The organism is Pseudomonas sp. Marseille-P9899 (assembly GCF_903166565.1).
Classification (GTDB): Bacteria; Pseudomonadota; Gammaproteobacteria; order Pseudomonadales; family Pseudomonadaceae; genus Aquipseudomonas; species Aquipseudomonas huaxiensis.
The window spans coordinates 743592-770274 of record NZ_CAESCG010000002.1; the positions used below are offsets into that span (position 1 = coordinate 743592).

Here is a 26683-nt window from a genome sequence, read left to right on the forward strand (position 1 = left end):
AGGAAAAATCCCAACTGAATGAATGAAATAGCTGCGCTTTGGAAAAGCGAGCTGCGTAGCGGATCAGCCGGGGGACGCTAGTGCTCAAACTACTGTCGAAACCCGTTCGATCAACCAGCCCTCCGGCTCCAAAAAACTGAAACTCAGCCAATCCCGCCGTCAGACCACTCTCCATTCACCAACCGCCGAATCCCTAGCGGATTGCTGTCCCGCAGCGCCGCCGGCAGCAGGGCCTGTGGATAATTCTGGTAGCACACCGGACGCAGGAACCGGTCGATGGCCAACGTGCCCACCGACGTGCCGCGCGCATCCGACGTCGCCGGATACGGCCCGCCATGCACCATGGCATCGCACACCTCGACACCGGTCGGATAGCCATTCACCAGAATCCGCCCGACCTTCTGCTCCAGCAGCGGCATGAGGCGCTGATACGCCTGCAGATCCTCCGGCTCGCCGATCAATGTCGCGGTCAACTGACCGCGCAAGCCACGCAAGGCCTCAAGCAACTGCGCATCATCCGCCGCCTCGATAACGATGGTGGCCGGACCGAACACCTCTTCCTGCAACAACTCATCGCCTTCGAGCAGCAGCGACACATCCGCCTTGAACAGTTGCGGCCGGGCCTGGTTGCCGTGTTGTGGCTGGCCGGCCAGGTGGCTGACGCGCGGGTGCTCGTGCAGGTGTTCCAGGCCCTTGGCGTAGCTGCGCAGGCCGCCGGCATTGAGCATGGTTTGTGGCGCCTGGTCGGCCATCTGTTCCTGCAACTGTTCGACGAAGGCGCTGAACGCCAGCGAGCTGACACCGATCACCAGCCCGGGGTTGGTGCAGAACTGACCGCACCCCAGCACCACCGACGCACTCAGCTCGCAGGCGATGGTTTCGCCGCGCACGGCCAGTGCTTCGGGCAGGACGATCACCGGATTGATGCTGCTCATCTCGGCGAATACCGGGATTGGCTGCGGGCGCTCGGCGGCCATCTTGCACAGGGCGTTGCCACCGTACAGCGAACCGGTGAAGCCGACCGCCTGGATGCCCGGATGACGCACCAGTTGCTCGCCAACGCCAGCGCCAAAAATCATGTTGAACACGCCCTTGGGCATGCCACTGCGCTCGGCGGCGCGGATGATGGCGCAGCCCACCAGATCGGCGGTGGCCATGTGGCCGCTGTGGGCCTTGAACACTACCGGGCAGCCGGCAGCAAGGGCGGCGGCGGTATCCCCGCCGGCGGTGGAGAAGGCCAGCGGGAAGTTGCTGGCGCCGAACACCGCCACCGGGCCGACGCCGATGCGCATCTGGCGAATATCCACCCGCGGCAGCGGTGTGCGTTGCGGCAGCGGCAGGTCGATGCGCGCACCGAGGAAATCACCGCGGCGCAGCACCTGGGCGAACAGGCGCATCTGGCCGCTGGTGCGGCCGCGCTCGCCCTGGATACGGCCGGCGGGCAGGGCGGTTTCGCGGCAGACCAGGGCGACGAAATCGTCATCCAGCAGGTCCAGTTCTTCGGCGATGGCGTCGAGGAACAGCGCACGCCGTTCCGGGCTCAATTGACGAAACTCGGCGAAGGCCGCCTCAGCCGCCTCGACCGCTGCATCCACTTCCGCTGGAGTGGCCTGGTGGAAGCTGTAGGGCAGGGCTTCGCCTGTGGTGGCATCGACGCTGTGCAAGGTGACGTTGCCGGCGGCGCTGCGGCTGCCGCCGATGAAGTTGTGACCGAGAACGCTGGGCATCATGGATCTCCAGGAAGGATGAGGACAGGCACCGATTCAGGTGACCGGTGCCGGGTTGAAAAGGGTGATGTGGTTGTGCAGGCGGTGTTGCTCGGCCCAGGTGCGCTGGCGGCCGCTGGCGACATCGAGGTAGTAGCGGAACAGTTCCCAGCCCAGCGACTCGATGCTCGCCTGGCCGCTGGCGATACGCCCGGCGTCGAGGTCGATCAGGTCCGGCCAGCGCTGCGCCAGTTCGCTGCGGGTCGAGACTTTCACCACTGGCGCCATTGCCAGGCCATAGGGCGTGCCGCGACCGGTGGTGAACACGTGCAGGTTCATGCCGGCGGCCAGTTGCAGGGTGCCGCAAATGAAGTCGCTGGCCGGCGTGGCGCAGAACACCAGGCCTTTGCCGGTGACCCGTTCGCCGGGGCCGATGACGCCGCTGATGGCACTGCTGCCGGATTTGACGATGGAACCCAGGGACTTCTCGACGATGTTCGACAACCCGCCTTTCTTGTTGCCCGGCGTGGTGTTGGCGCTGCGGTCGGCGGCGCCGCGTTGCAGGTAGTGGTCGTACCAGTCCATCTCCCGCACCAGCGCTTCGGCCACGGCCGGAGTGCTGGCGCGTGAGGTGAGCATGTAGATCGCGTCGCGCACCTCGGTCACTTCCGAGAACATCACCGTGGCCCCGGCGCGGACCAGCAGGTCGCTGGCAAAACCCAGCACCGGGTTGGCGGTAATGCCGGAAAAGGCGTCGCTGCCGCCGCACTGCATGCCGAGGATCAGTTCGCTGGCGGGGACAGTTTCGCGTCGGCGCCGGTCGAGTTTCGCCAGGCGGGCTTCGGCCAGGGCCATGATCTGTTCGATCATCTCGACGAAGCCCAGTTGTGCGTCCTGCAGGCGATACAGCCAGGGGGCGCGCAGGTCCACCGAGGCGTCGTTCTCGTGCATCACCTGATCGGCCTGGAGCTTTTCACAGCCGAGGCTGATGACCAGTGCTTCGCCGCCGAGGTTGGGGTTGCGCGCCAGGTTGCGCACGGTGCGGATCGGGATATAGGCATCGCGAGCGTTGATCGCCACGCCGCAGCCGTAGCTGTGGGTCAGGGCGACCACGTCGTCGACATGGGGATAGCGCGGCAGCAGTTCGGCGCGGATGCGCGCCACCGCATGTTCCAGCACCCCGGCCACGCACTGCACGGTGGTGGTGATGCCGAGGATATTGCGCGTGCCCACGGTGCCGTCGGCGTTGCGGTAGCCCTCGAAGCTGTAGCCGTTGAGGGGCGGTAGCGGCGTGGGGATGGCATCGGCCATTGGCAGGCTGTCCAGCGGCGGCGCCTCGGGCATGGCCAACTGGGTTTCCCGCACCCAACTGCCGCGGGGCAAATCCTCCAGGGCGTTGCCGATGACCTGGCCGTAGCGCCGGACTGCCTCGCCGCAGGCGATATCGGTGAGCGCGACCTTGTGGCTTTGCGGCACGTTTTCCACCAGGGTCAGACCGTCGCTGAAGCGGCTGCCGGTCGCGAGGCCCTGGTCGTTGACCACCACCACGACATTGTCGTCGGCGTGCAGGCGGACATAGCGCGGTGAGTCGGAATGTTCGATCAACTGCATGGGTTGGCCCTTGTCGTTATTGTCAGCCGGCGGGTTCGGGCCGCGGCGCGTCCTGACGTGACGCGCGGCAGCCCGCGGACAATGCCTGTGCCGCCGGCTCGCGCACGCAGGCGCGGCCGGGCGGCAAACCCTTACTGAGCGCCTTGCTTGTGCATCAGCGCGGCGAGCATTTCGTACTCTTCGCCGGTCAGGTCGGTCAGTGGCGTGCGCACCGGGCCTGCGTCGTAGCCGGCGATGCGCGCGCCGGCCTTGACGATGCTCACCGCGTAGCCGGACTTGCGGTTACGGATGTCCAGGTACGGCAGGAAGAAGTCGTCGATCAGCTTGCCGACGGCGGCGTGATCGTCACGGGCGACGGCGTGGTAGAAGTCCATCGCGGTCTTCGGCACGAAGTTGAACACCGCCGAGGAATACACCGGCACGCCCAGGGCCTTGTAGGCCGCGGCATAGACTTCGGCGGTTGGCAGGCCGCCGAGGTAGCTGAAGCGATCGCCCAGACGGCGACGGATCGACACCATCAGCTCGATATCGCCCAGGCCATCCTTGTAGCCGATCAGGTTCGGGCAGCGCTCGGCCAGGCGTTCCAGGTGGCTGGCGTTGAGGCGGCAGACATTGCGGTTGTAGACCACCACGCCGATGTTCACCGACTTGCACACCGCTTCGACATGGTCGGCGACGCCGTCCTGGCTGGCTTCGGTCAGGTAGTGCGGCAGCAGCAGCAGGCCCTTTGCGCCGAGGCGCTCGGCTTCCTGAGCGTATTCGATGGCCTGGCGGGTCGAGCCGCCGACACCGGCGAGGATCGGCACCGAGCCTGCGCAGGTGTCTACCGCAGTCTTGATCACTTCGCTGTATTCACTGGCGGCCAGGGAGAAGAACTCACCGGTGCCGCCTGCGGCGAACAGCGCGCTGGCGCCGTACGGGGCCAGCCATTCCAGACGCTTGATGTAGCCGGCGCGGTGGAAGTCGCCCTGGGCGTCGAAGTCGGTGACCGGGAAAGACAGCAGTCCGTGGGACAGGACGGATTTCAATTCTTGTGGCGTCATTGTTTGAAAACCTTGGGTCGGATGAGTGGGGTGTGGCTGAACTGTTGTCTTACGTTATCGTACAACTAGGCGGATGACTAGGGCTGCATCAGGAATTTTTCTGGGGGGAAGAGAGGGGTAGCTAAGGATTATCGGCGCTAAGACCAGTGCTAGAGCTGTTTGTGGCGGGTTGTAGAGGAGTGATGTTGTCGTATGACAAATGACGTTTCTGTGCGGCGGTAATGCTTGGGCCCGCGTTGCAGGCCCGATTCTTCAACCCAGAAACCGCACGAACCAGTCCAGCGCTTCCCGCTTCGCCAGCGGCGCATGCTTCACATAGGGATCGAAATGAGCATCCGCAAGCATGCACAGCCGCTTGGGTTCCAGTGCGCGACCGTAGGCGGCCAGCGCCAGGTCGGTGGGCGTGACGGTGTCCTTTTCCGCCACCAGCATCAGCAGAGGGGTTGGACTGACACGCTCTATCAGCAGTCCCGGCTCATACTCGCTGGCTTTCTCACTGGACCGCACCGTGACCCGATTCTGCCAGCCTTCGGCCAATGTCCAGGCCGCACTGAAAAACGCTTCCGCGCCATCGCTGGAGAAGATGCCAGGTTCACCGTCCTGGGCGATCACACGACGGTAGCCGGGCTGCTCTCCGCGATAGCGGGCGGCCCGGTCTTTCTGGAAACCTTCCAGTACGCTGTGAATATGAACGCCCGCGCGGCGGAGCAGGTTCTGATAGCCGCTGATTGTCGGGACCTGGGAAACGACACAGCGAATTCGGCGATCCAGCGCACCGAGGGTGATCGCATGCCCTCCGCTGAAACTCGATCCCCACACGCCAATTCGCTCGGCGTTCACCTCGGGTCGCAGCGAAAGCCAGGTCACCACCTCACGCATGTCGTCCACTTGCTCGGACGGGATGATTTCTCCACGAACCTCGCCGCCGCTCTTGCCGAAGTTTCGGTGGTCATACAGCACCACCACGAAACCGGCCAGGGCAAACGCCTCGGCGAAGGTGTCGATGTACAGCTCTTTGACGGCGGCAAAACCATGACTCATGACGATGGCTGGAAAGGGGCCCTGCGCCTGGGGCACATACAACCATCCATCAAGCGCTACGCCGTTGGCATTGATGCGATGGGTTTCGCGGACAAAGGAAACCATGGCTATCTCCTGAAGGTTATCGAGCCAGGGAAATCCTAATCAGCAAAGGCGCAGTACATGTTCGCCAGCCAGACAGATTGCTTGGCGCGTCAGCCAGATCGCCCGCGGTACTCACGCGGTGCGACGCCCATCAGGCGACGGAATGCGGTGGAAAATGAGCCGGCGGACTCGTAGCCCAAATCGGCGGCAATCCGCGAGATGGAAAGCCCTTGGTCCAGCATCGGGATGGCCGCGAATATCCTCGCTTGCTGTCGCCACAGCATGAAGGACAAACGCAATTCCGCCTGAAACAGGCGGGCAAGGGTTCTGCTCGATGCGCCGACCCAATGCCCCCAGTCCTCCAGGCTTCGAGCGTCACCGGGGGCTTGCAGAAGCGCGAGGCACACCCTCTGCAGCCTTGCGTCTTTGGGCATGGGCAGCCGTAGCGGCACTTCATGGGCCAGACGAATTTCATCCACCAGCAGATGCATCAGGTGCGTTTCCCGGCTGTCCGGTGGCGACGCCGACGTTACGTTCTCGGCACGCAGCACCAGCTCACGCAGCAGCGGCCTGACCATCAGGCTTTGCGGTGTTTCCGGCAGTCGCGCGTTCAGCGCCTCGGTCTTCAAGTAGACCGTGCGCAAGCGCACCGTTCCCCGCGCCTTGAGGCTGTGGGGCAGGCCAGCGGGCATCCACAGGGCCTGATTCGGTGAGATCACCCAGAACCCGCGAGCGCACGTCAGCTCCATGACACCTTCGCTGGCGTAGATGAGCTGGGCGCCTTCGTGCCAGTGCTCGGGCAGCCGTTGTCCATCCGCGTAGACCCGGGCAGTAACGCTGAGAATCTCGGCCGTCTCTTTGAAAACGGGGATGTGTTTCGTGTCGGTATCGGTCATGGGCGAATACCTTATCCGGGCTGATCTGCAGGAGTACAGGCTTGCCGAACCTGACCGGATGCTCAGGCGCTGACGGCGGACGCCGCGGCCTGCTGTGCTATCCTCCCGCCGCCCCGCGGTGCCAGGGGCTTTGCGCGGGAGTCGTCGAGAAAAATGGCCAAACCCTTCACCACCCTGGATGACGTTGCCAAGGCCGCCGGGATGTCCCGTGCCCAGGTCTCCCGTGCCCTGCGAGGCGATCCCGGGGTGCGTCCGGAAACCCGCGAACGCATCGATGCCATCGCCGCCCACCTGAATTACCGGCCCAACCTTGCGGCGCGCAGCCTGGCGGAGTCGCGTTCGTCGATTGTCGGCCTGATCATCGGCGACCCGAACAATCCCTTTCACATCCAGTTGGCCCAGGCGGTGGACCGGCATTTGCTGGCCGCCGGTTTCGACGCGATCACCTCGCTGCGCTCGGTGGACGACGGTGCCGCCTTGCAGGAAGTCGAGCGGCTGCTCAGCCTGCGAGCGGCGGGCATTATCCTGCTGGGTTCGGCCCATCATCCCAAGGTGATCGGCGAAATCGCCGACAAGTTGCCGTGCGTGTTCATCGGCAGCAAGCGGGTGGCGCATCCCGAGGTCATTTCGATTGCCGTGGATGATGACAGCGGCGTCCGCCTTGCCATGGAACACCTGTATGGCCTGGGCCATCGGCGTATCGCGCACCTGGCCGGTGGCCGCGAGCCGTCTTCGAAAGAACGGGCCAACGCCTACAGCCGTTTCATGCGCGAAGCCGGCCTTGAGCCGGTGCTGATTCGCGGCAAGCACAATGCCGCTTTCGGCAGGGCAGGGGTGGATGCGCTGTTCGCCAGTCAGACTCCGCCCACGGCGATTTTCGCGTCCAACGACTTCATCGCGCTGGGCGTGCTCGACCGGCTCAAGGGCATGGGGCTGTCGGTGCCGAGCGATGTGTCGGTGGTGGGTTTCGACGATATTCCCGACGCAGCCAATGCCCTGTTTTCCCTGACCACGCTCAAGCAGGACACCGAGGCGCAGGCCAAGGCCGCGGTGGAATCGCTGCGCACCATCCTGGCCGGTACTGCCGCGCGCAAGCGCAGGGTAGACATGTCGGCCGAGCTGATCGTGCGGACCTCCACCGCCGCGCCAGCACTCAGTCAATAATTATTCTCATTTTCTCCCTGCGTCAGATTGACTCAGAATGTAACAATCCATAACATTCCGCCCGTTTGCATGGCGACCAGGAACGGTCGCCATTTTTTGCCTCGATCATGAGAGCGCTCTCATTTATTTCGACACGTCTGCAACAGGCGTTGCGTGTCGTAATCCCACACAAAATGAGAGCGCTCTCATGGATTGCGGCGCTTAGGCCAAGGACCGGTCGGCTGCTTGTACGGCAGAGGCTTCCTGGGGATGCCCGTTCGCTGTAGCGGCTGGGCATCGATCTGAATGAATGGCTGAGGCCGCAAGAACGTAGGAATGAATATGAAATTGAAAGGCATCGTCCCGATAGCCATCGGCGCGATCTTGACCGTGCTCGGGGCCGGCCTGGCCCTGGGCGGCGGCAAACTGATCTCCTTGGGAGGCAGTTGGTATTACCTGCTGGCCGGCGTGCTGATGGCCGCCACCGGTATCTGCCTGATTCGGCGCAAGGTCGCGGCGACCTGGATAGCGCTGGCGCTGTTGCTGATCACCGCCGTCTGGGCGTTCGCCGAGGTCGGGGTCGACTTCTGGCAGCTGGTACCACGCCTGGTGACGTTCATCGTCATTGCCTTGGTCCTCACCTTGCTGGTGCCGCTGCTGGACGGCAACCGCGCGTTCCTGGGCAGCGGTACTCGCGCCGGCATCAGCCTGGCGCTGATCGCCAGCCTGGTCGGCTTTGGCGTTGGCATGTTCAAGCCGCACCCGACCGTGGTGGCCGAAAAGGGCAGCACGTCGCCCGTGGTGGCGGCGGACGCCGGTGAGGCCGATGGCCAGGACTGGACCGCCTACGGCCGTGGCACCCATGGCGAGCGCTTCGCGCAGTTCGACCAGATCAACAAGGGCAACGTCAAAGACCTGCAGGTGGCCTGGACTTTCCGTACCGGCGACATGGCCATCAACGGCGCTGAATATCAGGGCACGCCGCTCAAGGTCGACGACACCGTCTACCTGTGCACGCCGCTGAACAAGGTATTTGCCCTCGACCCGATCACCGGTGCCGAGAAGTGGAAATACGATCCGCAGGTCAAGGACACGCCGTCCAACAAGGCGTGGAAGCGCTGCCGTGGTGTGGGCTACTACGATGCCGACAAGGCGCCGCAGAGCGCCTCGACGCCTGCCGAACCGACCGTCGCCACCGCCGCGGCCGAGCCTGCCGAGTGCCGTCGTCGCATCATCACCACCACCGTCGATGCGCGCCTGATCGCCCTCGATGCGCAAACCGGCAAGCCGTGCGAAAGCTTCGGCGTGCACGGTGAAGTCGATCTACTCAAGGGCATCGGCCCTAACACCGACGGTTCCTACTACCTGACGTCGGCGCCACTGGTGGCCGGCAATGTGGTTATCGTCGGCGGCAAGATCAACGACAACCTCAAGACCGGCGAGCCATCGGGCGTGACCCGTGGTTTCGACGTGCGTACCGGCGAGCTGCTGTGGGCCTGGGACGCGCTGAATCCGAAGCGCGGCGTGCCGCTGCCGGAAGGCGAGAACTACCCGAGCGACTCGCCGAACTTCTGGGGCACTGCGTCCTACGATCCGGTGCTGGGCCTGGCCTACATCCCGACCGGCAACCAGACCCCGGACTTCTGGAACGGCGATCGCAACCCTGGCTCCGATGAGTACAACGACTCCATCGTGGCCATCGACGTCAATACCGGCGTGGACAAGTGGCACTTCCGCACCGCCAACAACGACATGTTCGACTACGACGTGTCGGCCCAGCCGATCCTCTACGACCTGCCCAACAAGCAAGGCGGCAAGACCCCGGTGGTAATTGCCCTGACCAAGCGCGGCCAGATCTTCGTGCTCGATCGTCGTGACGGCACCCCGGTGTTCCCGGTGGAGCAGCGCCAGGTCGCCACTGACGGCGTGCCGGGCATGCGCATCTCGCCAACCCAGCCGTACTCGCAGCTCTCCGTCGGTACCGAGCGCTTCAAGGAATCGGACATGTGGGGCGGCACCGTCTTCGACCAGTTGATGTGCCGTATCGACTTCAAGGCCATGCGCTGGGAAGGCGAGTTCACCCCGCTGGTGGAAGGCCAGGCGACCCTGATTTATCCGGGTTACTACGGCGGCTTCAACTGGGGCGGCGGTGCACTCGACGCCTCCACCGGCACCCTGATCGTCAACGATATCCGCATGGCGCAATGGGGCCGTTTCATCAAGCGTGAAGACGCCAAGCGCACCGGCCTGAAGCCGAGCACCGAGGGTGAATACTCCGAGCAACTGGGTACGCCGTGGGGCGTCGAGCGTTCGATGTTCGTCTCGCCACTGGGCGTCCCTTGCTTCAAGCCGCCGTTCGGCACCATGACTGCCATCGACCTGAACAATGGCAAGACCAAATGGCAGGTGCCGATGGGCAGCATCGAAGACGCACCGGTGAAAGGCATCGTCCCGGGTGTGCATATCCCGCTGGGCATGCCGACCATGGGCGGTCCGCTGGTGACCAAGGGTGGCCTGACGTTCTTCCACGGCACGCTGGACTACTACATCCGCGCGCTGGACAACGACACCGGCGAAGAAGTCTGGCGCGGCCGCCTGCCGGTCGGCGGGCAAGGTGCGCCGATGTCCTACGTTGGCCGCGATGGCAAGCAGTACATCGTCGTCACTGTCGGAGGCGCAACCCGCACCGGCACCAACGACAACCGTGGTGACTACGTGATCGCCTACGCGTTGCCCGGCGCGACGAAGTAGAATGCCAACCCGGCCGTGGCTCAGTGTTTTCGAGTCGCGGCCGTTCTCTGAAGCCCGCCTGCCCCGGCGGGCTTTTCCGATGTCGTTTTCGCAGATTTTTTTCCATGTCGATCCAACCTCAGGACCGCAGCGTCCGCGTTTCCCTTTATTTTGTCTGCCTCGCCGCCGGCGTTCCGGCGTTCGCCCAGGAACAGGCCGTCACCCTCGACCCGCTGGCTGTGACCGGCACCTACGTCCCGGCCTCCACCTTCGATGTGCCGGCTTCGCTCGACATCGTCACCCGTGACCAATTCGCCGAGGGTCAGGCTGGCGTCAACCTTTCCGAAGCCCTGTCCCGCGTGCCCGGCGTGGTGGTGCAGAACCGCCAGAACTATGCCCAGGACCTGCAAGTGTCGACCCGCGGCTACGGCGCCCGCGCCGCGTTCGGCATTCGCGGTATCAAGGTGCTCAGCGACGGCATTCCCGCAAGCACGCCGGACGGGCAGGGGCAGGCGGCCTCGCTCAACCTCGATGTGGCGGACCGCGTCGAAGTGCTGCGCGGCCCCGCGTCCGCCCTCTACGGCAGCAATGCCGGCGGGGGGATCCAGATGTTCAGCAAGGACGGCAGCGGCCCGGCGACGATCGGCGCGAGCACCTTGCTGGGCAGCGACGGGTTTCTCAAGAACCGCCTCTACAGCCAGGGCGGCAACGACCAGGCTGGCTTCGTGCTCGATGCGTCGCGCATGGACACCGACGGCTACCGCGACCACAGCGCAGCGCGGCGTGACCAGACGTTCGCCAAGGTCCATGTCCGCCCCGACGAAGACAGCCGCCTAGCGCTGATCTTCAACACCCTGGAGCAGAACGGCACCCAGGATCCGCTGGGTCAGACCTGGAGCGGCTACAAGCAGGATCCGCGTTCGGTGATCCCGCAGGCCGAGCAGTACAACACCCGCAAGAGCATCCACCACCAGCAGGTGGGCTTGAACTATGAACGCGATTTCGGTGACGCGACCTTGCAGTTCAACGCCTACGCCGGCAAGCGCAGCGTGATCCAGTACCTGTCGATTCCCAAAGGCACCCCGGCCAACGAGCGGGGCGGCGGCGTGGTCGACTTCGACCGTGAGTTCCACGGCGGTACATTGCGCTGGATCCAGCCGGTCACGGCCGTTCCGGGTGCGCTGACCCTGACCTTCGGCGCCGACTACGACCAGAGCCGCGACGACCGCCGTGGCTACCAGAACTACAGCGGCACCCAGCTCGGTGTGAAGGGCGAACTGCGTCGCGACGAAGTCGACACCGCTACCAGCCTTGATCCATACATCCAGGCCCATTGGGAGCTGGACCGCTGGACCCTGGACGCGGGCCTGCGCCGCAGCAGCATGGAGATGGAGGTGGATGACCACTACCTGTCCAATGGCGACTCCAGCGGTTCGAAGAAATACCAGCGCACCACCCCGAGCCTGTCGGTGATGTACGCCTTCACCCCGGACCTGCACGGCTATGTCAGCGCCGGCAAAGCCTTCGAAACCCCGACCCAAGCGGAAATGGCCTATGCCCCGGGCGTTTCCGAGACCTTCAACTTCGGCCTGAAACCGGCCACCAGCACCCAGTACGAGATCGGCCTCAAGGCCCGGCTCACCGAGCGGAGCCGCTTGAATGTGGCAGTCTTCGAGATCCACACCGACGATGAACTCGTGGTCGCGGGCTCCAATTCCGGACGGACCAGCTACACCAACGCCGGCAAGACCCTGCGTCGCGGCCTGGAAGTGGGCTTGCAACAGCAGTTGGCGGCGGATTGGGAACTGAACCTGGCCTACACCCACCTCGATGCCACCTACCGCGACGACGTCATTGGCGGCACCAGCCAGATCGAGAAAGGCAACCGCCTGCCGGGCGTGCCGAAAGACAGCCTGTTCGGTGAACTGGTGTGGAAGCCGGTGGCGGGTTTGAGCACGGCGCTGGAAGGCCAGTACCGCAGCCAGGTGTATGTCGAGGACAGCAACGACCAGAAGGCTGCGCCGGCGTACACCGTGTTCAACTGGCGGGCGCGGATGGAGCAGCAACTGGACCGCTTCACGGTCTATGAAATGGTGCGGCTGGATAACCTGCTGGACCGGCGCTATGTCGGCTCGGTGATTGTCGGTGACGGCAATGGCCGCTACTACGAGGCGGCGCCGGGCCGGTCGTGGTATGCGGGGGCGGGCGTGGAATACCGCTTCTGATCCAGAGCCTGGGTGACCGGAGTCTGTGATCAGACTTCGGTCAGCGGAATATCACCCGCATTTTTTTTCTCGCGCCGCTCGCTCATCCAGTCGCCGACTTTCGCACCGAAGCCGGCGGGGGCCTTGCGTCCGACCTTGCGCGCAAGGTCGAGCACGGTCTGCTGGGCCAGCGCTTCTTCCATGCGTTTCTGCGCGGTGATCATCGCCGCGTGAACCGCGCAGGGCCCCTCGGTCGCCCACTCAGGCGGCTCGCCGTCGAACAGCGCGCAGCGGCCACGAATCTCGCGGCAATCGAAGATCAGCTTGCGCCCGTCGATCGCGTTCACGATGTCCAGCAGGGTGATTTCGTCGGCAGGGCGGGCCAGGCGGAAACCACCGCGCACGCCTTCGGTGGCCGCCACCAGCTTGCCCTTGGCCAGCTTGGTGAAAATCTTCGCCAGGTAATCCAGCGGCACGCCTTGCAGTTCGGCGAGATCACGCACGCTGGCCTCGCGGCTCTCGCCGCCGTCACCGACCAGGAATATCAGGCAGTGAATGCCGTATTCGACACCCGCGCTGTAAAGCGACATCACGTTATCTCCGACTGAACTGGTCGCAAATACTACCAGCCTCTGTGGCTGCCGAGCAAAGCCGCCGGTCACCTTCCGTCTGCCCGAAAATTTTTCAGAGCGCCTATAGCCGCTGATTCTTTGGCTTCAAGGTGGTTTCCACGGCGCAACCTGGCGGCTGGCGACGAGTGGCGACTTGTTTTTATTAACTACGACCAATAAAGTCGTAGTTGTGAATTCGAACCCTTCTACAAGCGGAGCAGAACAATGCAACAGCACATCCTGATTCTCGGTGCCGGTTTTGGTGGACTGTGGAGTGCCCTGAGCGCCACGCGCCTGCTGGACATCCATGGCCGCACGGACGTTGCCGTGAGTGTCCTCGCACCCCAGGCCGAACTGCGTATCCGCCCGCGTTTCTACGAAGCGGATGTCGCCCGCACCGTGGCGCCGCTGGGCGCGTTGTTCGACGCGGTGGGTGTGCGTTTCATCCAGGGCGCCGCGCAGCGCATTGATGTGGCCGGCAAGCGCGTCGAGTACCGGGATGCTCAGGGCAACACGGCGGTCAGCCACTACGACAAGCTGGTGTTGGCCACCGGTAGCGTCCTGGCCCGGCCGGACCTGGCGGGTGTGGCCGAGCACGCGTTCGATGTCGATCAGCTCGAAGAAGCGCTGCGCCTGGAAACGCACTTGAAGTCACTGGCGCAACGCCCGGCTTCGGCGGCGCGCAATACCGTGGTGGTCGCCGGTGGCGGCTTCACCGGCATCGAGACCGCGGCCGAAATGCCGGCTCGCCTGCGTGCGGTGTTGGGCGAAGACGCCGAGGTGAACGTGATCATCGTTGACCGTGGTGAGGCCATTGGCGCGTCCATGGGCAACGAAATTGCCGGCTCGATAGCCGAGGCCAGTGCCGAGTTGGGTGTGCAGTGGCGCTTGAAGTCGTCGGTGGAGGCGGTGGATGCCGAGGGCGTGACCTTGTCGGACGGCCAGCGCATCGAGGCCAGCACCGTGATCTGGACCACCGGCGTCCGGGCCAGTGACCTGACCGCGCAGATTCCCGGCGAGCGTGATCGCCAGGGCCGGCTGCATGTGGATGGCACCTTGAAGGTGGTGGGACAGGCCGATATCTATGCCGCCGGCGATACCGCCTATGCGGCCAGTGACGACCTCGGCAACCACGCGCTGATGACCTGCCAGCACGCCATTCCGCTGGGTCGCCATGCCGGCAACAACGTCGCGGCAGATCTGCTGGGCGTAGCGCCGGTCACCTACAGCCAGCCCAAGTACGTCACCTGCCTGGACCTCGGCGCTTGGGGCGCAGTGTTCACCGAAGGCTGGGAGCGCGAAGTGAAACTGGTGAAGGAGGAGGGCAAGCAGCTCAAGACCCAGATCAATACCGTGTGGATCTATCCGCCGGTGGCGGAGCGGGCGGTGGCATTGGCGGCGGCGGATCCGTTGATTCCGATTGCTTGAGAGGGGCCATCGCTGGCAAGCGGCGTTCCGCTCGCCAGCGATGGAACTGTCACATATTCAACGGATCCTCCCGATCCTCCTTCTCCTTGCGCGCCTGCGCCGGATCGGCCGCGTCCTGCGGTCGTTCGCTCAGTGACGCGCTCAGGTTCTGCGCCGCCATCGTCGCCTGCATCTGTGGTTCTGCCTGGCCCATGGACTTCAGCTCGGTTTCATCCTTGATGCGCTGGGCGATCGCCAGGTCGATCTTCTCTTTCTTCTCCGGCGGCAACGCCTCGTAGTCGTCCTCGGTCAGCCCCAGCTCGTTGAGCATCTTCAGGCGGATCTTCTCGGCCGGCGACAGGGCCATGTAATCGCGAAACTCCTGGGCGGCGCTGCTGCCCGTGGTGCTGGCGCCGGACGCCCTCACGCCCGTGGATTCGTCAGACTCGCTGGTGGACCCCGAGTTCTGCAGGACCACCTTGAGCTTGGCGAAGGCCTCGTCCTGGGCATCCTGAGCGTCCTGGTACGTCGAGTTCGAAGCGCTGCCGGAGGCGGTCGCGCTGCTGACCGTGGAAACCGCCGACGCGGTGGCCGTTTCCGACTGGTAAGCTTGCGCGTCGGCGCCGGGGATGGCAGCGAGGGTGCGGTGCTGGCTCACCGCGATGTTCTGCCAGCCATGGCCATTGATGATGCTCACGGGATCATTCTCCTTGGAGTGGGACACTGGATCAGGCGCGATATCGCAATTGCTGTGCCAGTCTGGAGAGTCCCCGCAGCACGGGGCTTGCAGCCGTGCGGCCCGGTTGTACGGCGGAAGACGTTTGCCGCTTGCGGCAAGTCTTGTACCGCCGGGCGGCATTAAAGTTTGCGCACCCGGTGCCGATCCAAAGAGCACTACATCCGGGCCACGACCCGGACCCCCATGGGGTTGAAGTTCCCTGCCGAACAGGCAGAGTGACGTCGCCTTGCGTCCACTTCAATTCATGGTCCGTCCTGAGTGGCGGGCATTGGTCTTTATGAGGAAGAGGCGTATGAATCTTTACATCAACCAGTTGCAGAAGAAGCCGGCATTCCGCGAGCGCGTCTACGCGGGCGACATCTTCCTCGATACCAACCTGCGCAGCGCCCACGAACTGTGTGCGCTGGCCCGGCACAGCATCACCGAAGCCTTCGACGGCGAGCTCGATCACCTGTCGCTGCACAAGAAGATGCCGGTGGAAACCTTCGTCGAGCACGTCACCCGGCTCAAGCGCAAGTTCACCAATGGCCCGCAGGCCAAGGCGCTGATCCGCGACTACATCCTCGAACTCGGTGCCGATCCGAACGACTACATCTTCGACGTGCCACGGGTCCGAGTAGTGCCGAACTACGACTACCTGCACGCCGGCGTCAGCTACGCCTACAAGGCGCACCGCGACACCTGGTACGGCAGCGTCGATTGCCAGTTGAACACCTGGATGCCGATCTACAGCATCGAGCCCGAGCAGACCATGATGATCAACCCGGCTTACTTCACCAAGCCGGTGCAAAACTCCTCGCACACCTGGAGCCTGACCGACTGGATCAACAACCAGCGCCTGAAGGCCAAGGACAACATCACCGAGGAAGCCCGGGTGCACCCGGTGCCGCTGGAAGACATCGACAACAGCGCGGAAATCCGCGTCGCCGCCAACAGCGGCGAGATGCTGATGTTCTCCGGCTCGCACCTGCACGGCACCGTGGCCAACCACACCGACAGGATCCGGTTCAGCGTGGACTTCCGCCTGATCCACCTGCAGGACCTGATTCAGAAGCGCGGCGCGCCGAACGTCGACAACGGCTGTTTCGACGTCGAGGCCGGCTTCAAAGACCTTTTCCATGCCAGCGACTTTTCGCAATTCCAGGGAGTTAACCCATGACCAAGCGTCGCCTGACTGCTGCCGAGGTCGAGTACAACGAAAAGCGCGCCAGCGTGCTGAGCCGCGTCGATGCCCAATACGTGGCTGACGCCCCCTTCGTGTTCGCCAACCGCATCGCAGTGACCGCGGCCCTGTCACGCATCGAGCTGTTCAAGATGGTCCAGGACATTCCTGGCGCCATCGTCGAGTGCGGCGTCTACAAGGGCAATTCGTTGATGCTGTACATGCAGTTGTCGATGATTCTCGAACCGTATGCGATCAACCGTTCGATCATCGGTTTCGACACCTTCCAGGGCTTTGCCAGCATCGACCAGAAGGAAGACCCGGCGGACATCAACGAGAGCATGTTCTCCGATACCGACGAGACCCTGATCCAGGACATGATCGACGCCAACGACCTGGTTCGCCCGGTCAACCGCATCCCGCGTTGCGAGATCGTCAAGGGCGACATCCTTGAAACCGTGCCGGCCTTCGTCAAGACCCGTCCTGACCTGGTGGTGGCGATGCTGATCCTCGACACCGACCTGTACTCCTCGACCAAGGTCGCGCTGGAAACCTTCCTGCCGTACATGCCGAAGGGCGCCATCGTGGTGCTGGACGAAGTCGCCTACCGCAACTTCCCCGGCGAAACCGCTGCGCTGCGCGATGTGCTGGATCTGAACAAGGTCGAGCTGAAGCGCCTGCCGTTCGATTCTTCGGTGGGTTACTTCCGCGTCTGATCTATTCCAGATCAAATAAGCCGGGGCCGCTGCGCGGCCCTTCGCGAGCAAGCTCGCTCCTACAACAGCACATGCCTCTGTAGGAGCGGGTTTACCCGCGAAGGGCCGCACAGCGGCCCCGGCTTTTTCAAACGAACGCCGATCAGATATGCAACGCGTGCCCCAACGCCCGCAACGCCGCCTCCTGCACCGCCTCACCCAGCGTCGGATGCGCATGGATCGTCCCTGCCACATCCTCCAGCCGCGCGCCCATTTCCAGCGACTGGGCAAACGCCGTGGACAGCTCCGACACGCCAACCCCCACCGCCTGCCAACCGACGATCAAGTGATTGTCGCGGCGCGCCACCACGCGCACGAAGCCGCTCTTCGACTCCAGGGTCATGGCCCGGCCATTGGCGGCGAACGGGAATTGCGCCACCAGACAGTCGAGCCCTTCGTCCTTCGCCGCTTCCGGGGTCTTGCCGGCCACCACCAGCTCCGGATCGGTGAAGCACACCGCGGCAATCGCCGCCGGGGTGAAGGCGCGCTGCTTGCCGGCAATCAGCTCGGCAACCATCTCGCCTTGAGCCATGGCGCGGTGCGCCAGCATCGGCTCGCCGGTCAGGTCGCCAATCGCCCAGACGTTGCGCATGCTGGTCTGGCAGCGGGTGTCGATGGCGATGGCGGCGCCGTTCATCTTCAGCGCCAGGGCTTCGAGGTTGAAACCCTGGCTGCGCGGACGACGGCCTACCGCCACCAGCACCTGATCGGTTTCCAGCGAGAGTTCCGCGCCGTCCGGCGTGCGCACCCGCAGGCGTTTTTCGGCGGCGTCGAAGCCTTCGACGCTGTGCCCCAGGTACAGCTTCACGCCAAGCTTTTTCAGCGACTCGGCCACCGGCTGGGTCAGTTCGGCGTCATAGGTTGGCAGGATGCGCTCGCGCGCTTCCACCACGCTGACCTCGACCCCGAGCTTGCGGTAGACGATACCCAGTTCCAGGCCGATATAACCGCCGCCCACCACCGCCAGGCGCTTGGGCAACTGGCTCGGTGACAGGGCTTCGGTGGACGAGATCACCGCGCCGCCCAGCGGCAGCATCGGCAGCTCGACGCTGCTGGAACCGGTCGCCAGCAGCAGGTGTTCGCACTGGATGCGCAGGTCCTGGCCGTTGATCTCGACGTGCTTGCCGTCGATGACCTTGGCCCAGCCGTGGATCACCTTCACGTCGTTCTTTTTCAGCAGCGCGGCGACGCCGCTGGTCAGGCGGTCGACGATGCCGTTTTTCCAGGCAACGCTCTGGCCGATGTCCAGCGTTGGCGGCTGGACCTTGATGCCGAGGTTCGAGTGCTCGCTGTGCTGTTGGGTCTGGTGAAACTGCTCGGCGACGTGGATCAGCGCCTTTGACGGAATGCAGCCGATGTTCAGACAGGTGCCGCCCAGCGCCTGGCCTTCCACCAGGACCGTGGGAATGCCCAGTTGCCCGGCGCGGATCGCCGCGATGTAACCGCCGGGGCCGCCGCCAATGATCAGCAGCGTGGTATTGAGGGTCTGCATGGTCACTCCACAAACAGGCTGGCGGGTTGTTCGAGCAGGCCGCGAATGGCCTGGATGAAGAGCGCGGCGTCCATGCCGTCGACCACCCGGTGATCGAACGAGCTGGAGAGGTTCATCATCTTGCGGATAACGATCTGGCCGTTGACCACCATTGGCCGTTCGACAATGCGGTTGACGCCGACGATCGCCACTTCAGGGGTGTTGACCACCGGCGTGCTGACAATCCCGCCCAAGGCGCCGAGGCTGGTCAGGGTGATGGTCGAGCCGCTCAGTTCTTCGCGGCTGGCCTTGTTGTTGCGGGCCGCGTTGGCCAGGCGAACGATCTCGCTGGCGTTGTCCCACAGGCTGCCGGCTTCGGCATGCCGCACCACCGGAACCATCAGGCCGTTGTCGCCCTGGGTGGCGATGCCCACATGCACTGCACCGTGACGGGTGATGACCTGGCCTTCATCGTCGTAGGTCGCGTTGATCTGCGGGAACTCGCGCAGGGCCACCACCATGGCCCGGACCAGGAACGGCAGCAGGGTCAGCTTGCCGCGGCTGTCACCCCATTTCTTGTTCAGGTGCACGCGCAGCTCTTCGAGCGCGGTGACGTCGATTTCCTCGACATAGCTGAAATGCGCGACGCGGCGCTTGGCGTCCTGCATGCGCTGGGCAATCTTGCGGCGCAGGCCGATCACCGGGATCTGCTCGCTGTCCTCGCGCTTGGCGTAACCGCTTGGTGCTGCCTGGCTGCGGGTCGGCTGGGTGAGGAACGCGTCGAGGTCTTCGTGGAGGATGCGCCCGGCCGGGCCGCTGCCGTGCACATAACGCAACTCGATGCCGGCGTCCCAGGCGCGCTTGCGCACGGCCGGGGACGCCAGTGGACGTTCATTGGCCGCACGCGGCACGATCGCCGCCTCGGGCGCGCTGCTGCGGGCCGGGCTGGCGGCTGCGACAGGCGCGGCAGCCACGGGGGCCGACGTCTCGACCGGCGAGACGGGTTTCGCCTCGGGAGCGGCGGCGGGCGCCGGTTTGCTGGCGCCTTCCTGATGATTGCCGGCGCCTTCCACTTCAATGCGGATCAGCTCGCTGCCGACCGCCATGACTTCACCGGGCTGGCCGCCGAGGGCCAGGACCTTGCCGGTGACCGGCGAAGGGATTTCAACCGTGGCCTTGTCGGTCATGACATCGGCGACGATCTGGTCTTCGGTGACGGTATCGCCGACCTTGACGAACCATTCCACCAGTTCAACTTGTGCGATGCCTTCGCCAATGTCCGGCATCTTGATGACGTGCGTGCCCATTCAGACCTCCATGACCCGTTTCAATGCCGCGCCAACCCGTGAAGGACCGGGGAAGTACGCCCACTCCTGTGCATGCGGGTAGGGGGTGTCCCAGCCGGTGACGCGCTCGATCGGCGCCTCCAGGTGGTGGAAGCAATGTTCCTGGACCAGCGCCACCAGTTCGGCGCCAAAGCCGCAGGTGCGGGTGGCTTCATGGACGACCACGCAGCGGCCGGTCTTCTTCACCGACTCGACGATGGTTTCCAGGTCCAGCGGCCACAGGCTGCGCAGGTCGATGACTTCGGCATCGATACCGGTTTCCTCGGCAGCAACCTGGGACACATAGACGGTGGTGCCATAGGTCAGCACGGTGACGTCGTTGCCGGGGCGGGTGATTGCCGCCTTGTCCAGCGGCACGTTGTAGTAGCCGTCCGGTACGGCGCTGGCCGGGTGTTTCGACCAGGGGGTAACCGGGCGGTCGTGGTGGCCGTCGAACGGGCCGTTATACAGGCGCTTGGGTTCTAGGAAGATCACCGGGTCGTCGCATTCGATCGAAGCAATCAACAGCCCCTTGGCGTCGTAGGGGTTGGACGGCATCACCGTGCGCAGGCCGCAGACCTGGGTGAACATCGCTTCCGGGCTCTGGCTGTGGGTCTGGCCGCCATAGATACCGCCGCCGCAGGGCATGCGCAGGGTCAGCGGGGACACGAATTCGCCAGCCGAGCGATAACGCAGGCGGGCCATCTCCGAAACGATCTGGTCGGAGGCGGGGTAGAAATAGTCGGCGAACTGGATTTCCACCACCGGACGCAGGCCATAGGCGCCCATGCCCACGGCGGTGCCGACGATGCCGCTTTCCGAGATCGGCGCATCGAATACCCGCGACTTGCCGTACTTGGTCTGCAGGCCTTCGGTGCAGCGGAATACCCCGCCGAAGTAGCCGACGTCCTGGCCATAGATGACCACGTTGTCGTCGCGCTCGAGCATGATGTCCATGGCCGAGCGCAGGGCCTGGATCATGGTCATGGTGGTAGTCGCCATGGCGGTTTCCAACTGGATTGAAGTGTTGTGATCGTTCATCTCAGATCCCCAGTTCCTGGCGCTGCCGGCGCAGGTGCTCCGGCATTTCCTTGTAGACGTCCTCGAACATCGAGGCGGGGCTTGGCATCTGCCCACCGGCGAGGGTGCCGTACTGCTCAGCTTCCTTCTGCGCTTTGATGATCTCGGCTTCCAGTTCGGCGGTGACCGCCTGGTGCTCCTCTTCGGACCACTGGCCGGCGGCAATCAGGTGCTGCTTGAGACGGGCAATCGGGTCGCCCAGCGGGAAGTGGCTCCAGTCGTCGGCCGGACGGTACTTGGACGGATCGTCCGAGGTGGAATGCGGGCCGGCGCGGTAGGTGACCCACTCGATCAGGGTTGGGCCATGGCCACGGCGGGCGCGTTCGGCGGCCCAGCGCGAGGCGGCGTAGACCGCGATGAAGTCGTTGCCGTCGACCCGCAGCGACGCGATGCCGCAACCAACGCCGCGACCGGCGAAGGTGGTCGCTTCACCGCCGGCAATGGCCTGGAAGGTGGAGATCGCCCACTGGTTGTTGACCACGTTGAGGATCACCGGCGCGCGGTAGACGTGGGCGAAGGTGAGGGCGGTGTGGAAATCGGATTCGGCGGTGGCGCCGTCGCCGATCCAGGCCGAGGCGATCTTGGTATCGCCCTTGATGGCCGAGGCCATGGCCCAGCCGACAGCCTGGACGAACTGGGTGGCGAGGTTGCCGCTGATGGTAAAGAAGCCGGCCTCGCGCACCGAATACATGATCGGCAACTGGCGGCCCTTGAGCGGGTCGCGCTCGTTGGACAGCAACTGGCAGATCATTTCCACCAGCGACACGTCGCGGGCCATCAGGATGCTTTGCTGGCGGTAGGTCGGGAAGCACATGTCAGTGCGGTTCAGCGCTGCCGCCTGGGCACTGCCGATGGCTTCTTCGCCGAGGCTCTGCATGTAGAAGGACATCTTCTTCTGGCGTTGCGCGACCACCATGCGACTGTCGAACAGCCGGGTTTTCATCATGGTGCGCATGCCGCGGCGCAGCACCTGCGGGTCGATGTCTTCGGCCCACGGGCCGAGGGCATTGCCCTTGTCATCGAGCACGCGGATCAGGCTGTAGGCCAGGTCGGCGGTGTCGGCAGGTTCGACGTCGATAGCGGGTTTACGGACCAGGCCGGCATCGGCCAGGCGCAGGTATGAAAAGTCGGTCTGGCAGCCTGGCCGGCCTGTAGGCTCGGGCACATGCAGACGCAGGGGGGCGTACTCGTTCATGCTTTTTTACGCTCGCTCTGTCTTGTGTTTTTGTTGAGCTTTGAAGCGGTCGCTACTGATTCCGGCTTGTGACCAGAGAGTCAGTCTTGGCTACATGATATTCCGCCCCCGGAAGAATATTTTTCTGATGTTGGTTGCCTTTGCTGCTGCGCGCGGATAAATATTCTGCAAAACAACAATCGGCAGGGTAATTATTCTCATGCGGAAACTGGATCGGACCGACATCGGCATTCTCAACAGCCTTCAGGAAAATGCCCGCATCACCAACGCCGAGCTGGCGCGCTCGGTGAACCTCTCGCCCACGCCGTGTTTCAACCGGGTCAAGGCGCTGGAAGAGTCGGGGGTGATTCGCCAGCAAGTGACCCTTCTGGCCCCGGAAGTGCTCGGGCTGGATGTGAACGTGTTTATCCATGTCAGCCTGGAAAAGCAGGTGGAGCAGTCGCTGCACCGCTTCGAGGAAGAAATCGCCGAGCGCCCGGAAGTGATGGAGTGCTACCTGATGACCGGCGACCCGGATTACCTGCTGCGGGTATTGCTGCCGAGCATCCAGGCGCTGGAGCGGTTTCTCGATTACCTGACCCGGCTGCCGGGCGTGGCCAATATCCGTTCAAGCTTTGCCCTCAAGCAGGTGCGCTACAAGACGGCGCTGCCGTTGCCGGCGAATGGGTTGACGTTGCGTGAGGCTCGGTAGGTTTTTGACGGGAGCCAGCAGCGATCAGTCTCTGGGGAGTGTAGAAAATCACGATCAATTGGCCACTTATATGCTTGATATTTTTAACAGTGGCTGAGTATGTTGTGGGGGTCGCCGTTTCCGGCATGCGAAAACAACAAGGATAGAGTCATGACGACCAATGACCAGCGCTCCCTGGCCGAGCGTTTGACGGGCATTGATGAAATCGAATGCGTCACGCCAGACCTCAATGGCGTACCGCGCGGCAAGGTAATGACCGCCGAGGGTTTCCTCGAAGGCCGACGCCTGCAACTGGCCCGTGGCGTGTTGTTGCAATGCATCATGGGCGGCTACCCGCCGGCCCGCTTCTACGGCAGCGATGACGGTGACCTGGCGCTGGTCGCCGATCCGACGCAGATCCATTTGTTGCCCTGGAGCGATCAACCCCGCGCCCTGGCCATCTGCGACGCCAGCGAACTGACTGGCGAAGGCTCCGGCCTGTCGACCCGCTGCCAGCTCAAGGCGGTGATCGCCCGCTACGCCGCCCTCGGCCTGGCGCCGGTGGTGGCTACCGAGCTGGAGTTTTTCGTCTTCGCGCCCAACGCCGACCCCACTCAGCCATTCCAGCCACCCGTTGGCCTGGACCGACGCCGCGAGGACGGTCACTCGGCCTTCAGCATCAGTTCCAACAACGGCCTGCGGCCGTTCTTCCAGGAGGTCTACCGCTGCATGGCGGCGCTCGGACTGCCGCGCGATACCTTCATGCACGAAATGGGCGTGAGCCAGTTCGAGATCAACCTGCTGCACGGTGATCCGCTGTTGCTGGCCGACCAGACTTTCCTGTTCAAGCACCTGCTCAAGGAAGTCGCGCTCAAGCACGGGCTGACCGTGGTGTGCATGGCCAAGCCGCTGGCGAAAACCCCGGGCAGCTCAATGCACATCCACCAGAGCGTGGTGCACATCGACAGCGGCAAAAATGCCTTCAGCGATGCCGACGGCAAGCCGACCGATGCGTTCTATCACTTCATCGGCGGCCAGCAGGCCTGCCTGGCGGATTTCACCGCGCTGTTCGCGCCCAACGTCAACTCCTACCAGCGCCTGTGCCACCCGTATGCGTCGCCGAACAACGCCTGCTGGTCCGAGGACAACCGTGCCGCGGGCCTGCGGATTCCGGCCAGTTCGCCAGTGGCGCGGCGGGTCGAGAATCGCCTGCCCGGTGCCGATGCCAACCCGTACCTGGCGATCGCCGCCAGCCTCGCCGCTGGCCTGCACGGCATCGAGCAGCGTCTGCAACCGGCGCCGGCGATCCAGGGCGAGTTCGAAGTGCCGGACCACCTGTCGCTGCCATGCACCCTGCATGCGGCGCTCGACCGGCTCAAGCGCAGCGATCTTGCGCGCGAGCTGTTCGGCAAGGAGTTCATCGAGGGCTACCACGCCACCAAGACCCTGGAGCTGACCAGCTTCTTCGATGAAATCACTCCGTGGGAGCGTCGTGTGCTGGCCGCCCAGGCCTGACCGAACGCAGGCTGCGGTAAAGCCACCCAGTAGAAGAGGCCGATCCCGGTAACGTGATCGGCCTCTTGTTTTTTTCTCCGAGCCCGAGCCTGTGGCGGGAATAATCACTTATGCTTTCACGCAGTTTTTCCATCTGCTCAAGAGGCCGTTCGGGACGCTGATGCGCACTATCTGGAAGTCTTTTCGCGCGTTGTACTTCGCCGCTTTGATGATGTTGATCGGTTCTGGTCTGTTGAGTACGTACCTGGCCCTGCGCCTGAGTGCCGACCATGTGGACAGTCTCTGGGTCGGTGCGCTGATGGCGGCCAACTATTTCGGCCTGGCCCTTGGCGGCAAGATCGGCCACCGGCTGATCGCCCGGGTCGGCCATATCCGCGCCTACGCCACCTGTGCGGGGATCGTCGGCGCGGCGGTGCTCGGTCATGGTCTGGTCAGCTGGCTGCCGGCCTGGCTGTTTTTACGGGTCATCGTCGGCCTCGGCATGATGTGCCAGTACATGGTCATCGAGAGCTGGCTGAACGAGCAGGCCGACGCCAAGCAGCGCGGCGCGGTGTTCAGCGGCTACATGATCGCCTCCTACCTCGGTCTGGTGCTGGGCCAGTTGATTCTGGTGGCCCATCCGCAACTGGGTCTCGAACTGCTGATGCTGGTCGCCATGTGCTTCGCCCTGTGCCTGGTGCCGGTGGCGTTGACCCGGCGCATCCACCCGGCGCCATTGCGGCCGGCGGCCATGGAGCCGCGGTTCTTCATCAAGCGCGTACCGCAGTCCCTGAGCACGGTGCTGGGTTCGGGGCTGATCGTCGGGTCCTTTTATGGTCTGGCGCCGTTGTACGCCTCGCGGCAGGGCTTGAGCACCGAGCAAGTGGGTCTGTTCATGGGCTGCTGCATTTTTGCCGGCCTCTTGGTGCAGTGGCCGCTGGGCTGGCTGTCTGATCGCTATGACCGGGCGGTGTTGATCCGCAGCGTCGCGGTGGGCCTGGCAGTGGCGTCGTTGCCGCTTGCCGTGCTGCCGGAGGTGCCGATGGTGGTGCTGTTCGTCGCCGGGTTCGTGGTGTCGCTGTTGCAGTTCTGCCTGTACCCGCTGGCCGTGGCGTTTTCCAACGACCATGTGGAGAGCGAGCGGCGCGTGTCGCTGACCGCCATGCTGCTGGTCACCTATGGCGTCGGCGCGAGCATCGGGCCGCTGGCTGCGGGCGTGCTGATGAAGGTGTTCGGCGAGCAGATGCTCTATGCCTTCTTCACCTTCTTTGCGCTGGTGCTGGTCTGGCGGATTCGGCCCAAGGCGGTTACCGGGCTGCATCAGGTCGATGATGCGCCACTGTCCCACGTGGCCATGCCAGCCGCCAGCTCACCGCTTGCCGCAGCACTGGACCCACGGGTGACCGAGCAGGTGGTGCAGGATCAGATGCAGACGCCTGTGGCGGCCGAGGATACCGAGGAAGAAGAGGGAGAGGCCGGCAAGGAAGGGGAAGAACAGAAGCCGGTGTGATCCAGGAAGGCTGGGACCGCATCGCGGTCCCAAGGGGTACTCAGTAGTCGTCTTTGTCGAAACGGCGAGCTTCGCGCTGCAGTTGATAGACGAAACTTTCGATCTTGCGTTGCATCTGGCCGGTGACGTTGTGGAAGCGGATACCGGCGAAGGTAGCGCCCAGGCGCTCTTCGAAATGCAGGTGGCGCAGTTCGACCGACATGTTGCTCAAGCCCAGCGGGCTACCCGCAGCGAATTTCTCGTAGACCTGGCCCAATTGCAGACGCTCTTCGATATTGCCTTCGAAGCGCAGCTTGCAGCCGGTGGCGGAAACGTCCAGCAGCTTGCCGCGAATCGCGCCAGCGCCCTTGAGCTTCTCGCCGTCGAGAACAACGTCCACCAGTTGCGACAGCTTCAGCGCGGCACGGAAGGCGTTACGGCGCTGGTGATAGGTCACTTCGGTGGGCAGGGTGCCGCGGTAGAAACGGGCATTATCAGCCGTGACGACCGTCAGTGGCTCGTTGCATTCCCAGGCGATCCGTACGCCGTCATGGAAGCCTTCGACCCGGAAGGGTTCGCCGTTTTCCAGGAAACGCTCGCCGTCGCGAGGAATCATTTCGTCCAGGGACAGGACGTTGTTGTCGCGGTCGACGTCGACCACGTAACTCTGGAAACGCTGACTGCGCTCATGGAAGGTAATGATCAGCGGATCATGGCTCTCTTGCAGCATCCGCAAGTTGGCGGCAATTTCCAAAGGCGTGGTGAAGACCTTCGGAGGCTGCGGAGCTTCTACGTCATTGAACACGGTTGATGAATCTCCAGGCAAA

Annotated in this window: 21 protein-coding genes; 9 read left to right on the forward strand and 12 right to left on the reverse strand. The window is 64.0% G+C overall.

The genetic code is table 11. The features are described from left to right. Positions 1-143 precede the first annotated feature (143 nt). From HWV67_RS12735 to HWV67_RS12755, 5 genes are all read right to left on the reverse strand, one after another. Positions 144-1727: an aldehyde dehydrogenase (NADP(+)) gene (locus HWV67_RS12735; protein WP_175651939.1), complete on the reverse strand. Its 1584-nt coding sequence runs from the start codon at positions 1725-1727 to the stop codon at positions 144-146. 36 nt (positions 1728-1763) lie between these two features. Beyond that, a complete protein-coding gene (gene garD, locus HWV67_RS12740; RefSeq protein ID WP_175651490.1) occupies positions 1764-3317 on the reverse strand; it encodes a galactarate dehydratase in 1554 nt (517 codons plus the stop codon). 131 nt (positions 3318-3448) lie between these two features. Continuing rightward, positions 3449-4360 carry a 5-dehydro-4-deoxyglucarate dehydratase gene (kdgD, locus tag HWV67_RS12745; protein ID WP_175651491.1) on the reverse strand — a complete coding sequence of 304 codons (912 nt, stop codon included), beginning with the start codon at positions 4358-4360 and terminating at the stop codon, positions 3449-3451. 252 nt (positions 4361-4612) lie between these two features. Next, the gene (locus HWV67_RS12750; RefSeq protein WP_175651492.1) at positions 4613-5506 is read right to left on the reverse strand and encodes an alpha/beta hydrolase; all 894 of its coding nucleotides are present in this window, start codon (positions 5504-5506) and stop codon (positions 4613-4615) included. Between the two features lie 89 nt (positions 5507-5595). After that, the gene (locus HWV67_RS12755; RefSeq protein ID WP_175651493.1) at positions 5596-6381 is read right to left on the reverse strand and encodes an AraC family transcriptional regulator; all 786 of its coding nucleotides are present in this window, start codon (positions 6379-6381) and stop codon (positions 5596-5598) included. A 153-nt stretch (positions 6382-6534) separates the two neighbouring features. Between HWV67_RS12755 and HWV67_RS12760 the strand changes: the two genes are divergently transcribed. The 3 genes from HWV67_RS12760 (at position 6535) to HWV67_RS12770 (ending at position 12479) form a co-directional block, all read left to right on the forward strand. Continuing rightward, entirely contained in the window at positions 6535-7545 is a 1011-nt protein-coding gene (locus HWV67_RS12760) for a LacI family DNA-binding transcriptional regulator (RefSeq protein ID WP_175651494.1), read from the forward strand. Between the two features lie 315 nt (positions 7546-7860). Then, positions 7861-10275 carry a membrane-bound PQQ-dependent dehydrogenase, glucose/quinate/shikimate family gene (locus HWV67_RS12765; protein ID WP_175651495.1) on the forward strand — a complete coding sequence of 805 codons (2415 nt, stop codon included), beginning with the start codon at positions 7861-7863 and terminating at the stop codon, positions 10273-10275. A 104-nt stretch (positions 10276-10379) separates the two neighbouring features. After that, positions 10380-12479, forward strand: a complete 2100-nt coding sequence (locus HWV67_RS12770; protein ID WP_175651496.1) for a TonB-dependent receptor family protein — start codon at positions 10380-10382, stop codon at positions 12477-12479. Positions 12480-12508: 29 nt separating this feature from the next. On the opposite strand, the gene HWV67_RS12775 is transcribed toward HWV67_RS12770, so the two are convergent. Continuing rightward, positions 12509-13048 carry an RrF2 family transcriptional regulator gene (locus HWV67_RS12775; protein ID WP_110969474.1) on the reverse strand — a complete coding sequence of 180 codons (540 nt, stop codon included), beginning with the start codon at positions 13046-13048 and terminating at the stop codon, positions 12509-12511. A 246-nt stretch (positions 13049-13294) separates the two neighbouring features. Between HWV67_RS12775 and HWV67_RS12780 the strand changes: the two genes are divergently transcribed. Further along, positions 13295-14497 (forward strand): NAD(P)/FAD-dependent oxidoreductase, encoded by a 1203-nt coding sequence (locus tag HWV67_RS12780; protein ID WP_175651497.1) that lies wholly within the window; start codon positions 13295-13297, stop codon positions 14495-14497. A gap of 49 nt (positions 14498-14546) precedes the next feature. Here HWV67_RS12780 and HWV67_RS12785 read toward each other — a convergent pair whose 3' ends face one another. After that, on the reverse strand, positions 14547-15173 hold the full coding sequence (locus tag HWV67_RS12785) for a hypothetical protein (protein WP_175651498.1): 627 nt from the start codon (positions 15171-15173) through the stop codon (positions 14547-14549). Between the two features lie 334 nt (positions 15174-15507). On the opposite strand from HWV67_RS12785, the gene HWV67_RS12790 reads away from it, so the two are divergent. Further along, a complete protein-coding gene (locus HWV67_RS12790; RefSeq protein WP_175651499.1) occupies positions 15508-16374 on the forward strand; it encodes a hypothetical protein in 867 nt (288 codons plus the stop codon). Beyond that, complete coding sequence (locus tag HWV67_RS12795; protein ID WP_095156909.1) at positions 16371-17093, forward strand: TylF/MycF/NovP-related O-methyltransferase; 723 nt, start codon at positions 16371-16373, stop codon at positions 17091-17093. The genes HWV67_RS12790 and HWV67_RS12795 overlap by 4 nt, the downstream gene beginning before the upstream one ends. Positions 17094-17235: 142 nt before the next feature. Here HWV67_RS12795 and lpdA read toward each other — a convergent pair whose 3' ends face one another. The 4 genes from lpdA to HWV67_RS12815 are packed head-to-tail and all read right to left on the reverse strand — an operon-like array spanning position 17236 to position 22203. Then, positions 17236-18624, reverse strand: coding sequence for a dihydrolipoyl dehydrogenase (lpdA, locus tag HWV67_RS12800; RefSeq protein WP_175651500.1), 1389 nt, complete (start codon positions 18622-18624; stop codon positions 17236-17238). Between the two features lie 2 nt (positions 18625-18626). After that, positions 18627-19910 (reverse strand): dihydrolipoamide acetyltransferase family protein, encoded by a 1284-nt coding sequence (locus tag HWV67_RS12805; RefSeq protein WP_175651501.1) that lies wholly within the window; start codon positions 19908-19910, stop codon positions 18627-18629. Beyond that, entirely contained in the window at positions 19911-20969 is a 1059-nt protein-coding gene (locus HWV67_RS12810) for an alpha-ketoacid dehydrogenase subunit beta (RefSeq protein WP_110969468.1), read from the reverse strand. A gap of 1 nt (position 20970) precedes the next feature. Then, the gene (locus HWV67_RS12815; protein WP_095156913.1) at positions 20971-22203 is read right to left on the reverse strand and encodes a 3-methyl-2-oxobutanoate dehydrogenase (2-methylpropanoyl-transferring) subunit alpha; all 1233 of its coding nucleotides are present in this window, start codon (positions 22201-22203) and stop codon (positions 20971-20973) included. Between the two features lie 199 nt (positions 22204-22402). Between HWV67_RS12815 and bkdR the strand changes: the two genes are divergently transcribed. The 3 genes from bkdR (at position 22403) to HWV67_RS12830 (ending at position 25877) form a co-directional block, all read left to right on the forward strand. Next, positions 22403-22894 (forward strand): Bkd operon transcriptional regulator BkdR, encoded by a 492-nt coding sequence (gene bkdR, locus HWV67_RS12820; protein ID WP_095156914.1) that lies wholly within the window; start codon positions 22403-22405, stop codon positions 22892-22894. A gap of 252 nt (positions 22895-23146) precedes the next feature. Then, the gene (locus tag HWV67_RS12825; protein ID WP_175651940.1) at positions 23147-24388 is read left to right on the forward strand and encodes a glutamine synthetase family protein; all 1242 of its coding nucleotides are present in this window, start codon (positions 23147-23149) and stop codon (positions 24386-24388) included. Positions 24389-24548: 160 nt separating this feature from the next. After that, positions 24549-25877, forward strand: coding sequence for an MFS transporter (locus HWV67_RS12830; protein ID WP_175651502.1), 1329 nt, complete (start codon positions 24549-24551; stop codon positions 25875-25877). Between the two features lie 40 nt (positions 25878-25917). On the opposite strand, the gene HWV67_RS12835 is transcribed toward HWV67_RS12830, so the two are convergent. Continuing rightward, a complete protein-coding gene (locus HWV67_RS12835; protein WP_256680107.1) occupies positions 25918-26661 on the reverse strand; it encodes a flagellar brake protein in 744 nt (247 codons plus the stop codon). Positions 26662-26683: the final 22 nt, after the last annotated feature.